The organism is Tautonia marina (assembly GCF_009177065.1).
GTDB lineage: Bacteria > Planctomycetota > Planctomycetia > Isosphaerales > Isosphaeraceae > Tautonia > Tautonia marina.
On sequence record NZ_WEZF01000036.1, the window covers coordinates 20544 to 32647 of the forward strand.

7 protein-coding genes are annotated in these 12104 nt (G+C 63.2%); 6 read left to right on the top strand and 1 reads right to left on the bottom strand.

Annotated elements, in window-relative coordinates:
• Positions 1–23 precede the first annotated feature (23 nt).
• The 5 genes from GA615_RS26435 to GA615_RS26455 all read left to right on the top strand — a co-directional run bounded on the left by GA615_RS26435 (position 24) and on the right by GA615_RS26455 (position 11049).
• A complete protein-coding gene (locus GA615_RS26435) occupies positions 24–1433 on the top strand; it encodes a DUF1501 domain-containing protein (protein ID WP_152054354.1) in 1410 nt (469 codons plus the stop codon).
• Between the two features lie 295 nt (positions 1434–1728).
• Positions 1729–2100, top strand: a complete 372-nt coding sequence (locus GA615_RS26440) for a hypothetical protein (RefSeq protein ID WP_152054355.1) — start codon at positions 1729–1731, stop codon at positions 2098–2100.
• A gap of 105 nt (positions 2101–2205) precedes the next feature.
• A complete protein-coding gene (locus GA615_RS26445) occupies positions 2206–3723 on the top strand; it encodes an efflux RND transporter periplasmic adaptor subunit (RefSeq protein WP_152054356.1) in 1518 nt (505 codons plus the stop codon).
• 17 nt (positions 3724–3740) lie between these two features.
• Entirely contained in the window at positions 3741–7091 is a 3351-nt protein-coding gene (locus tag GA615_RS27945; RefSeq protein WP_201750339.1) for an efflux RND transporter permease subunit, read from the top strand.
• Positions 7092–8079: 988 nt separating this feature from the next.
• Positions 8080–11049, top strand: a complete 2970-nt coding sequence (locus GA615_RS26455) for an aryl-sulfate sulfotransferase (RefSeq protein WP_161602583.1) — start codon at positions 8080–8082, stop codon at positions 11047–11049.
• A gap of 167 nt (positions 11050–11216) precedes the next feature.
• Here GA615_RS26455 and GA615_RS26460 read toward each other — a convergent pair whose 3' ends face one another.
• Positions 11217–11630: a hypothetical protein gene (locus tag GA615_RS26460; protein ID WP_152054358.1), complete on the bottom strand. Its 414-nt coding sequence runs from the start codon at positions 11628–11630 to the stop codon at positions 11217–11219.
• A gap of 39 nt (positions 11631–11669) precedes the next feature.
• On the opposite strand from GA615_RS26460, the gene GA615_RS26465 reads away from it, so the two are divergent.
• Positions 11670–11873, top strand: coding sequence for a hypothetical protein (locus GA615_RS26465; RefSeq protein WP_152054359.1), 204 nt, complete (start codon positions 11670–11672; stop codon positions 11871–11873).
• Positions 11874–12104 lie beyond the last annotated feature (231 nt).

Here is a 12104-nt window from a genome sequence, read left to right on the forward strand (position 1 = left end):
GCCCAGGGGGCAGCGAGGCCCGGATGATACGACTGCTCGGCCCCGGATCCCGGCTCTGCGACGGTTACCGACGCCGGGAAATCCTCCGCATTGGCGGCCTCGGCCTGCTCGGTGGCCTCGGGTTGCCCGACCTTGCCCGGGGTGGCGTGGGTCCAACCGCTGCCCCCCTGACGGCAGGCAATGCCTTCGGGAAGGCGAAGTCCTGTATCGTGCTTTTCCTGATGGGAGGCCCGCCGCAGCATTCCACCTGGGATCCCAAGCCCGACGCTCCCGCCGAGGTCCGGGGAGATTTCGGCCCGATCGCCACGACGGTTCCCGGCCTCTCGATCTCCGAGTTGCTGCCTCACACCGCGAAGGTTGCCGACAAGCTTTGCCTGCTGCGGGCCGTCTCGACCGGCGACAACGCCCACTCCTCCAGCGGCTATTACATGCTCACCGGGCAGCCCCATCAGCCCAAGAACTTCGAAAACGCCAATCCGGGGCCGCCCAACGACGCCCCCGTGATCGGTGCCCTTCTGGGGACGCTCGGGCAGTCGGACGCCCCTTTGCCGCCGACGGTCACGCTCCCGATGCGGATCTTCAATACCGACGGAAGCGTTTGGCCCGGCCAGGATGCCGGGTTGCTCGGCCGGGCGGCAGACCCCTGGTTGCTCAATGCCCGGCTCTCGCCAGAGGGCTACCGCATTCAGGAAATCGACCTGCCCGCCGACCTCGACCCGACCCGCCTTGGGGAGCGCATGGGCCTGCTCGATCGGATCGAGCGCGGCCTCGACGCCAGCCCCTCGGACACCGTCGACCCCTTCGACGAGCACTCCCGGCGGGCCTTCGACCTCTTGCAGTCCTCCGGATCGCGCCGGGCCTTCGACCTGGCTCAGGAACCGGAGGCCGTCCGAACACGTTACGGGGAAACCCCTTTCGGCCAGGGAGTGCTGCTGGCCCGAAGGCTGGTCGAGGCCGGTGTCCGGCTCGTGCAGGTCAACTGGTATCGAGGTCCGGACGAGCCCCCCGCCAACCCCTGCTGGGATAGCCACGTTGCCGAATCGAGCCGCTTGAAGGACGTCCTCGTGCCGCCGACGGACCTGGCCTTCTCGGCGCTGATTGAGGATCTGGATCATCGTGGCATGCTCGACGAAACGCTGGTCGTTTGCATGGCCGAATTCGGCCGCAGTCCCCGGCTCGACGCGAACGGCGGCCGAGGGCACTGGGGCTCGGTCTTCTCCGTCGCGCTCGCCGGTGGTGGGATCAAGGGGGGCCAGGTGTTTGGCTCGTCCGACGAGATCGGGGCCTACCCTCGAGACGGCCTGGTGCGTCCGGAAGACCTGACCGCCACCCTCTTCCACTGCCTCGGATACGCCCCGCACTCCGAGTATCTCGACCCGCTCGGTCGCCCGCACCCGGTTAGCCGGGGAGAGGTGATCCACTCCATCCTCTGAGCGACCAATCCCCCGACCGGCCGAGGTTCGATCGCCCGACCGCCGCGCGATGACGAGACGTGGTGCGCGCCGACCGGAGGCTGAGGCGGTGAAGCGTGAACTGGCAGGTTACGTGAACACATGAGCGCAAGACTCGATTCCCTGTCCGGGAGTCACATGAGCAACCGAATTGAACTGAATCCGACCGCATCATCGACCAGCCAGACGATGGCGTAGTTGAAGGTTGGGGTTTCGCATTCGAGAACTCCTCCTACAATGAAAGAAGGTCCAATCGTTTCGCTCGAGTGTGGTACGTATGACGCGCCTCGGCATCATTACCTTTCTGATCGGGCTGATCCTGGCCGACCCGGTGTTCTGCCGGTCGATTGAGGCCACGGGACCATGCACCGAGATGTCGGGGATTGGACACGACCACCAACCGACGCCACTGGACAGTTGCCAGGACGAGGCCCACAACTGCGCCTGCCAGGGTGTCACGATCACACCGCACGCCAGGGACGATGTCGCGCCGCTGCCGGCCACGACGATCTTCTGGTCCTCGCTGCTCGGGTCAGACCCGTTCGGGGTCTGCCTCCCGTTCTCATCCACCATCCCCATTCCGGGCGACGCGGACGGCCCTCCTGTCGGCCGATCGACGCGCATTGCCCTCTGTTCGTACCTGATCTGATCCCGGACGACGCTCACGCTTTCGTCTCGGCGACCCCCGCCGCCGGTTTGCGGCGATCGGTTGTCGAGGTCCGCTGATCGTCCGTCTTGAACCGGGATTTGATTCATGATGCGATTGTCGCAATTCTTGATGCCGAAAGGCTTTGTCGTCGGCCTGCTGCTGGGCGCCGTCGTCGGCGGCATGGCCATCGTTCTCGTCCCCTGGAGTCCCGTCCTTCCCTCCAACAGTCGGGCAGCGACGGACACCGGAGGGGATCATGAGGGGCATGAGGAGGACGAGCACGTCCCCGGCCTCGTCGAGCTCCCCAAGGAGCAATGGCGGGCCGCCGGGCTCCGGATCGAGCCGGCCGTCCGGGGAGACCTGACCCTGGTCCGCACGGTCACGGGCAAGGTCACCACCAACGAGGACCGCCTGGCTCATGTCTACTCGCTGGTCGAGGGGGTCGTCCACGAGGTCTACGTTCGCTTCGGCGATCGCGTCGAGCAGGGAGCCGAGCTGGCTCTGATCGACAGCCGGGAGATCGGCCAGGCGAAGCTCGACCTGGTCGCGGCCCGCCAGGGGATCCGGATTGCCGAGGTCAACGAGGAGTGGGCCGTAACCATTCACCAGAATGTCTCCGACCTGATCAACGCCCTCGAAGCCGAGCCGCCCGTGCAGGAGGTCGTCGGCCGTTTCGAGGGCCGCCCGATGGGCGAGTACCGCGAGCAGTTGATCTCCTCCTATGCCAAGATGGTCCAGGCCCGCACCGAGTTCGATCGCGATCTGGAACTCAACCGCCTCAACGTGTTAAGCGATAAGCAGTACCTCCAGACCAAGGCGGCGTATGAATCGGCCCTGTCAACCTTCAAGGCCCTGATGGAGCAGATCGCCTTTACCTCCGAACAGCACCTGCTCCAGGCCCGCCAGGCATTGGAGCAGGCGCAGGTCGCCGAGGGCTCGGCCCGATCGGCCCTGATGATCCTCGGCTACGACGAGGGGCAAGTGGCGTCGATGGACCCGCTTGGCGAGGGGGAGGATGTGGCCCACTACACCATCGACGCCCCGTTCGCCGGGACAATCACCCAGAAGGACGTGGTCATCGATGAGCGCGTTGGGCCGCAGATCAAGCTGTTCGACCTGGCCGACCTGTCGACCGTCTGGGTGCAGGCCGACATCTACGAGAAGGATCTCTCCCTGCTGGCCGGCCTCCTGGGCCGAACGACCCGTTTTCGAACCGAGGCCTACCCCGATCGGATCTTCGAGGCCGAGGTCTTCTACGCAGGCGACCTTGTCGACCCTGAAACACGCACCGTTCGGCTGGTGGCCGAGGCCGACAACTCTGATCAGCTGCTCAAGCCAGGGCAGTTCGCCACGGTCGAGCTGCCCGCCGGGATCGCGGAGGATGTGCTGCATGTGCCGTCGATGGCCTTGCAAGAGGACCGCGACGAAACGTACGTCTTCGTCCACCTCGGCGACGAGGACTTTGAGCGGCGAGACGTGGTGGTCGGCCGCCGGATTCCGGGCCAGGCGGTCGAGGTCGTCGAGGGGCTGAGCCCCGGCGAGCCGGTCGTCGTCTCCGGAGCGTTCGCCCTGAAATCGGCAATGCTCGGCGAAGCGCTGGGTGAAGCCGGACACGCGCACTAATCCAGGAGGACGAACGCATGATCGATCGCATCATCGACGCATCGCTCAACAATCGGTTCGTTGTCCTCCTGCTGGTCCTGCTGCTCGTCGTCGCTGGCATCGCGGCCATGCGCCGCCTGCCGATCGACGCGGTCCCCGACGTGACCAACGTGCAGGTGCAGGTGCTGACCAACGCCCCCTCGCTGGGGCCGGTCGAGGTTGAGCAGTACATCACCTTCCCGGTTGAGGCGGCCATGAGCGGCCTGCCCCGGGTCGAGGAGGTCCGCTCGGTGACCCGTTTCGGCCTTTCAGCCGTGACGATCGTCTTCGAGGAGGGGACCGATCTCTACTGGGCCCGCAACCTCGTCGATGCCCGGCTCGGCGAGGCGACCAAGAGCATTCCTGCCGGCTACGGCGAGCCGGAAATGGGCCCGCTTTCGAGCGGCCTGGGGGAGATCTTCCAGTTCCAGGTCAAGGCCGCCCCGGGATACGACTACAGCCTCATGGAGCTGCGCTCGATCCTCGACTGGCAGGTCGCCTTCCAGCTCCGCAGCGTTTCGGGAGTTGTTGAAGTGAATTCCTTCGGCGGTGAGCTGAAAACCTACGAGGTCCAGCTCGACCCGTCGAAGCTGCTCAACTACAAGATCCCGCTCAACACGGTCTTCGAGGCGCTCCAGCGGAACAACCGGAACCAGGGCGGCGGCTACATCATTCACGACCGCGAGCAACGTCTCGTCCGCGGCGAGGGCTTGATCACGAGTCTTGCCGACGTGGAGAACATCGTCCTGGCCAGCCGGAAGGACGGAACGCCGATCCACGTTCGAGACATCGGCGAGGTCCGCTTCGCCCCTCTCTTGCGACAGGGGGCCGTCACCCGAGACGGCGAGGGGGAGGCGGTCATCGGCATCGTCATGATGCTCATCGGCGAGAACGGCCGAGTCGTCGTCGACCGCGTCAAGGACCGGATCGAGGCGATCGAAGCCTCACTGCCGCCGGGGGTCGTCATCGAACCGTTCTACGACCGCACCGACCTGATTCTGCGGACCATCAACACGGTGGTCGAGAACGTCAGCAGTGGCGCCTTGTTCGTGGTCGTGATGCTCTTGCTGCTGGTAGGCAACCTGCGGGCGGGGCTGATCGTGGCGGCGGCGATCCCGCTGTCGGCCTTGTGCATGATCATCACGATGGAGGCGCTCGGTGTCTCGGCCAACCTGATGAGCCTTGGCGCGATCGACTTCGGCATCATCGTTGATGGAGCCGTGGTGGTGGTCGAGAACTGCATTCGACGGGCCGGCGACTACGCGAAGGCCCACCCTGAGAAGAGGTCGGTTCCGCTTCGGGTCTTCCGAGAGGCCAGCAAGCAGGTCGGCCGGCCGGTGCTGTTCGCCGGCCTGGTGGTCATCGTTGTCTTCCTACCGGTCCTGAGCCTCCAGGGGATCGAGGGGAAGATGTTCCGGCCGATGGCGATCAGCTTCATGTCGGCGCTGGCCGGGGCGCTGGTCCTCTCGGTGACGGTGATGCCGGTGCTGGCGTCGCTGCTGCTCGCCCGCCGAATGACGCAGAAGGATACGCTTCTGATCCGGGGTGCCCGGGCCTCCTACGCTCCGTTGCTGCGCCAGGCGTTGGATCGGCCCTGGGTGCCGGTGGCGATTGCCGCGCCGCTGCTCGTCGCCGGGGGCCTGATCGCCTCCGGCCTGGGCGCTGAGTTCATCCCCAGGCTCGACGAGGGGGCCGTCGCCCTGCAGGCATGGCGGCTGCCGAGCGTCGCGCTGGAGGAGTCGATCGAAGGGACGACGAACATCGAACGTGTGCTGATGCAGTTCCCCGAGGTCATCACCGTCGTCTCCAAGACCGGCCGACCGGAAATCGCCACCGACCCGATGGGCGTGGAGATCAGCGACATCTTCGTCATGCTCCACCCCCGGGCCGAGGTCTCGCCGCTGGAATGGCCGCTGGTCCTGCTGGGGCTCCGGAGCCGACCCGAGGATCGTTGGACGACGATCCGAAGTCCCGACGACCTTCTGGCCGTCATTCGAGCTGTCCATCGCGAGATGACCGGACGGCAGGACATCCCCGAGGCGAAGGTCCGCCAGTTGCGGGAGCTGGCAGACGACATCTTCCGTGACTTCGACGAGCAGAATCTCCGGTTCGACAAGGAGCGGCTGGTCTTCGTCATGGACCAACTGCTGACACGCTACGTCCCGTCGAACACATTCAGTGATTCGCAACCGATCGAGCTGCGGGTGCAGGAGCTCATCTCCGGCGTGCGCTCCGACGTGGGGATCAGCCTCTACGGGCCGGACCTCGACGTCCTCAAGCGAAAGGGAGACGAGATCGTTGCTGCCGTCTCTCGGATCTCCGGCGGGGCCGACGTGCGGGCGCAGCAGATCGCCGGCTTGCCAAACATCCGCGTGGTCGTTGATCGCGACGCCCTGGCCCGCTACGACATCAACGCCGGAGACGTGATGGACGCCGTCGCGGCGATCGGTGGCAATGTCGTCGGCCAGGTACTCGAAGGCCAGCCGAGGTTCCCGCTCCAGGCCCGCTACGCCCCGCAGTACCGCACCGACCTGGAGACGCTCCGGCAGATCAAGATTGCCGACCCGCTCGGTCGGCAGATCCCGCTGGAGCAGTTGGCCGAGCTGTCGGTCGAGGAAGGCCCGGCTCTGGTGACCCGCGAGTCGATCCAGCGCCGCCTTCAGATCGAGGCCAACGTCCGAGGCCGCGACCTGGCCGGATTCGTCGCCGACGCGCAGCGGGCCGTCCGCGACGAGGTCGATCTGCCCCCCGGCTACGTCATCACCTGGGGCGGCCAGTTCGAGAACCTCCAGGAGGCAACGGCCCGGCTCTCGGTCGCCGTGCCGGTCGCGCTCCTGCTGATCTTCGCGCTGCTCTACGCGACCTTCGGATCGCTGCGGCTGACGCTCTTGATCTCCCTCAACGTGCCGATCGCCGCCACGGGGGGCATCATCGCGCTCTGGGCTCGCGGAATGCCCTTCTCGATCTCCGCGGGCGTCGGCTTCATCGCCCTGTTTGGCATTGCGGTCATGAACGGCGTGGTGCTGGTCGAGTCCATCCGAGACCTGCGGCACAACGGCACTGGCCTGCGGGAGGCAGTCTTCTACGGAGCGATGGACCGGCTGCGGCCGGTGCTGATGACCGCGACGACCGACGCGCTCGGGTTCCTCCCCATGGCCCTCTCCACCAGTGCGGGTGCCGAGGTGCAGCGGCCGCTGGCCACGGTGGTCATCGGCGGGGTGGTCACCTCCAGTCTGCTGACCCTGCTCGTCATCCCGGCCATCTACGGCTGGTTCGAGCCGCCCCCGAGCGCGATCGAGGAAGATCCGGGGGACGCCCCGACCGCTTCAGGAGAAGATGACGGTCCATGACCCACTCGCCATCCCTCCCAAATCGCAACACGGCCCGGCTCCCTCACTGAGGAAGCCGGGCCTGATGTGTCGTAACGCGTTTCCGGGTAACGCTTAGCGCTTGCTGATCTCCCGCGTGTTCAAAGTGCCTCCCGAAGGACTCCCGGCCCGGTCAAATTACCCAACTCACCTCGGCTGCTCGTTCCGACCGGTTCAACGGGAGATTCCGATCACGCCCCGCGCGGACGAATGTCTCATATCAATTCTGAGGCCTCGCAATTCCCTCTAGTTCCCATAATCTGCAAAAGCAGAAGTGCAATTTTGCCAGCGTTGATACCCTGCATCCCCAAATCTGAAGTGTTCTGAATGCTCCTGACGCGGAGAATCAGTTTGAGATTCCACGCGACAAATATGTGCAGGTAGTTCTCACGAACCACGAAGGCGGAGGCTGGCAAGCTGGGCAGTTTTTCTTGACTTTGCCAGTGTGAGGGGGGAATTTTGGATTGGAGTTCAGGACTGATTATACATTTTACCAAGCCGATCAATCCTCCGCTTTCTGCCCTTCATTCGCAGGCCTCTTATTGTCAAATAAAGCATGCGGCCCCACTTTTTGGGTCAGTGCAACTGACAGAATCCGGGCATGAGTGCTTACCCAGATCTCCGGAAGCTCGAGGCGGATCTTTCGAACTCTTGTCAGGATCGACGTTTAAGTCGTTTGGAATCAGCCTTCAATGAGAAGACTGGTATTTGATGCGTCAGAGAGACCATTAGCTCTTTAACTCTCTCCAATATCCGAGGTCAAAGGCATCCCATCAGGGTCAGACACCCTCATGCAAGTACACGGGACGCCTGGCTGCGACTCGCGAACTTCAGGGGCCGATTTGGATGCCAAGGGCCTCACACCCGCTCCATAGTGTTTTCATTTAAGGAGCCCATCAAGATGCGACAGCAACCTACGCGTTCTCCCGGGCGGAACGTATCCAGATCGAGCACGGCCCGGAGCTCGAGGGTGCATCGCCCCGAATGGATGCCGCTTGAAGTTCGTAATCTATTAGCGGTCTCTCTCATGGGAGATGGCCCCTTCTCACTGGTTGGATCGCCAGTCGCCTGGACGGCAACCACTAGCGATCATGGCGAGTCTCCTGTCTATCAGTTCAGCGTAGGCCAGCTTGGAGAGGCCTTGACAGTGGTCCGCGACTTTAGTCCGGATAATAGCTTCCGTTGGAGCCCGATGGATGAAGGGGATCATGAGGTTCGCGTGACGGTCAAGGAGAGCTTTAGCGCTGAGGTGAGCGAGTCGGAAAGCGAAATCTACACAGCGGAATCTCGAGTGGTCGGAGACGAAGCGGTCATTAGACCGAGGGAGAATCCGCGACCAGTCGGCTCGGCCTCTCGGTTCTTCGATGTTGATGGGGATCTGGGTGCCGATCTTTTGGTCTACGACACGGACACGGCCACTTGGGTCATCACCTACGCGGATGGCCGGCAGGAAACCAAGCTGTTTGGTGCGCCTCGAGACGTGGGGATACCGGGGGATTATGACGGAGATGGCGTAACCGATCTGGCTGTGTTCCGTCCAGTTAGCGACATTCTGCCCGGGACTTCGCACTGGTTCGCGGTTCTCTCGGGGGGTGGAGTGATCAACCAGGCCTTTGGCGCCGCGGGCGATGAAGCCGTTCCGGCCGATTACGACGGCGACGGTGTAACCGACATGGCGGTTTACCGAAGGGAAAGCGACTTGCTCCCTGGAGCTGCGCACTGGTTCGCGGTTCTCTCGGGGGGTGGAGTGATCAACCAGGCCTTTGGCGCCCCCGGAGACGACGCCATTCCGGCCGACTATGACGGCGATGGAATTACGGATCTGGCGGTATATCGGCAAGAGAGTGACATCCTGCCAGGGGCGGCACACTGGTTCGCGACGTTGTCTTTGGGAGGAGTAATCAACCAGCCATTCGGCGGCACGGAGGATATGGCAATTCCAGGCGATTACGACGGTGACGGGAAGTCTGATCTCGTGGTCTTTCGAAACGATAGCGACCTCGTGCCGGGGGCTTCGCATTGGCTCGGAACACTGTCGGGCGGGGGCATCCTCAACCAAGCCTTCGGCGGACCCTGGGACGACCCAGCTCCAGCCGATCACGACGGTGACGGGATCACCGACCCCGCCGTCTACCGTCCGCAAAGTTCCGAGGCCTTCTTGCTCCAATCACACGACCAAGCACTCGCACTCGCATTTGACAACATGGGGCTCGGTCTGCGTACCCGCCTTCTCGGGCCGCTCTGGCTGCCGATTGAAGCAGAGGGTCGAAGATCGATCTCGCTCACTAACAGCGGCCCTGCCGATTCCCTGGTCGGTTCACCCGTTACCTGGACGGCAGGGTCTAGTGGTTTTGGCGACTCAGCGGTCTACCAATTTCGAGTTGGGCAGGTCGGCGGCCCCTCATCAGTCGTCCGTGACTTCAGCGTGAGCAACAGCTTTACCTGGACCCCGATGCAGGAAGGGGACTTTTGGGTCCAGGTTGTGGTAAAGGCGGGCTTCAACTCCGAGACGAGCGATTCGACAAGTGCGAATTACAACGCAATCTCTCGGGTCGTGGGATCTGAAGCGACGGTTAGCCCAACCTCCAATCCGCTGGTGGCGCTCTACAGTGCGCCTTCCTCGGAGGGTGGGACGATGTTTGTCGAGTTCAGGCCCCTGGGCTCGGATGGGCCGTGGTCCAAGACCGACGCACTGCCGATCGAGTCGGGCCTGAGCACCAATTTCCTGGTCGCCGGCATGCTTGCCGATGCGACGTACGAAATGCGCCACGTTATCGATGACGGATCTGCGTCGGCCGCAATCGCATTTACGACTGGGGCATTGCCGACGAACCTGAATTTCCCGAGCTTCTCGATCGACCAGGCTCCGACTGATGAGGCCGATCTCACGCAAAACCTCGTGGTCCATTTCGGTCTGTTGCAACCACCGGGTACGATCAATACCTTGGCGACAGATCGTGATGGGAATATTGCTTGGTACTTTGATTCCGTGGCCCAGGCATTCCCCAACATCGGATTGAGCATTGCCCCTGGTGGATCGGTGTTGTTGGCAAGTTATCAAGATGGTCATCGGCTACGCGAGGTCGACTTGGCGGGTAATACGATTTGGGAGACAAACATAGGCGCGGTCAATGCTCAGTTGGCCAAGTTGGGCCAAGACTCGATCGTTAGTTTTCACCACGACGCCGAGCGTTTACCGAACGGCAAGACGGCTGTCCTTGCGAATGGACTTAGGACGATCGATGTCGATGGCACACCAACCGAGTACCTCGGCGATATGGTCCTCGTCTTCAACGAGAACCTTGAGGTGGAGTGGGTCTGGGATGCCTTTGATTGGCTTGACACCAACCGCCTCCCGATCAACGGCGACTTCGGCCCGGAAGACTGGATGCACTCGAACGCGGTCTCCTGGTCTCCTGCCGACGGCAATCTGGTGATCTCCGTGCGCCACCAGAACTGGGTGATCAAGATCGATTACGCCAACGGGACCGGCGACGGCCACGTCGTCTGGCGTCTGGGTGAGGACGGGGACTTCACTCTCAATTCCTCGGACCCATCCCCTTGGTTCTCGTACCAGCACGATGCCAACTATGTGGATAACACAACCCTGATAATCTTTGATAATGGGAACACGCGTCGTTTGTTGGATGACGAGGCGCACAGTCGCGGCCAAGCCTTTGTCTTGGATGAAGCGATGATGCAGGCGAGCCTGGTCTTGAACGCCGACCTCGGAGGCTTTGCAGTGGCCCTGGGAAGCGCTCAGCGGCTGCCCAACGGTAATTTCGTGTTCAACTCGGGAATAGAAGCGCATACCATCGAGGTTCTCCCCGATGAGTCAACGGCTTTTCAGCAAACCATGGCCATACAAGGGCGAGGGCTCCAATATCGTTCGTACATTTACGACACGCTCTATGGAAGGCCCACGTGGTCTGAAGGCTAGGAGCGTTCGAGCCTGAAAGAGTCGGCACCGAGAGGGATAGAAATCCCTATTCCTCTCGGCTCCGACGAACCAGGCCCGCTCATGACTCGCACTTCCGTTCGTGGAGTGGGGTTCCCTATCGGGTGGCTTGATCAAACGCCTACGTCATCGGCGGGCCTCGGTCGCGATCAGAGGTAGCTGGGCGATTCGACACGCCGCTCGGCTTCCGCCTCCGCCGCCAGTCGATCAGCCTCGGCATCGGAGAGCGTCCAACGCTCGTCTGTCCAGTCCGGCCACGGAGCCCAAGGCTCGGCGTGTTCGGCCAGTTGGGAGGCATACCATTCGGCGTCGGCGGTCGAGTAGCCGACCCGAGGGAGGGGGTTGCCGTAGGCGTCGGTCGGGCGATCGAGCCGAGGCCGAAGCGGGTGGTCTTGACGCGGCGGGTGCTGTCGAAAAGGATCGTCATGGGTGGGGCTCCTTGCTAGCCTTGCCCTCGGGGGGTCGGGTGAGTACCAGTCACTCGGCCCCCTCTCGTTTTCTGGCTTGCCCTTTGCTCGTCCGACATAAAACTGTATATTAATATGTAGCATAAAATCCAACATCGGTGTGCCCATAAAATCAGCAAAACAGGGGAGCGATCCATGGCGGACGCCACGCGCACCCGAGGCCGACCGCCGTCTGAGCGGAAGCGGACGGGCCAGGTCAAGTTTCGGTGTTTCGAGGAATGGGCCGATTGGCTCCGATCGGCCTCCGACCACACCGGCCAGGATGCGGCGGAGATCATCGCGGAAGCTGTCGCCGCTTGGGCGAAGCGAAAGAAGCTGCCCGCGCCGCCGGAGCGGTGAACCGGCGCCCGCACCTTCCTCCGCGCCCGCGCCGACCGCGTCCAGGAACTCCTCGACGCCCTCGTCTCCCTCGGCCAGGCCCGCGAACTGGACGGGGGCCGCTACGTCGCCTCGTGATTCCCGCCTCGTCCTGGCCCGACCGAGTGGGAGGGAATTACGGTGAAACGGTTTCAAAAATCATAGTCATAGGGGACGGTGTTCGGCTGGCCAAGGGTTTCGGTCCATCCTTCG

What these genes read in the sequence shown, in the direction of transcription:
- GA615_RS26460 (WP_152054358.1), bottom strand. Translation starts at nt 11,630, where the DNA reads ATGTTGGATTTTATGCTACATATTAATATACAGTTTTATGTCGGACGA.
- GA615_RS26435 (WP_152054354.1), top strand. Translation starts at nt 24, where the DNA reads ATGATACGACTGCTCGGCCCCGGATCCCGGCTCTGCGACGGTTACCGA.
- GA615_RS27945 (WP_201750339.1), top strand. Translation starts at nt 3,741, where the DNA reads ATGATCGATCGCATCATCGACGCATCGCTCAACAATCGGTTCGTTGTC.
- GA615_RS26445 (WP_152054356.1), top strand. Translation starts at nt 2,206, where the DNA reads ATGATGCGATTGTCGCAATTCTTGATGCCGAAAGGCTTTGTCGTCGGC.
- GA615_RS26440 (WP_152054355.1), top strand. Translation starts at nt 1,729, where the DNA reads ATGACGCGCCTCGGCATCATTACCTTTCTGATCGGGCTGATCCTGGCC.
- GA615_RS26465 (WP_152054359.1), top strand. Translation starts at nt 11,670, where the DNA reads ATGGCGGACGCCACGCGCACCCGAGGCCGACCGCCGTCTGAGCGGAAG.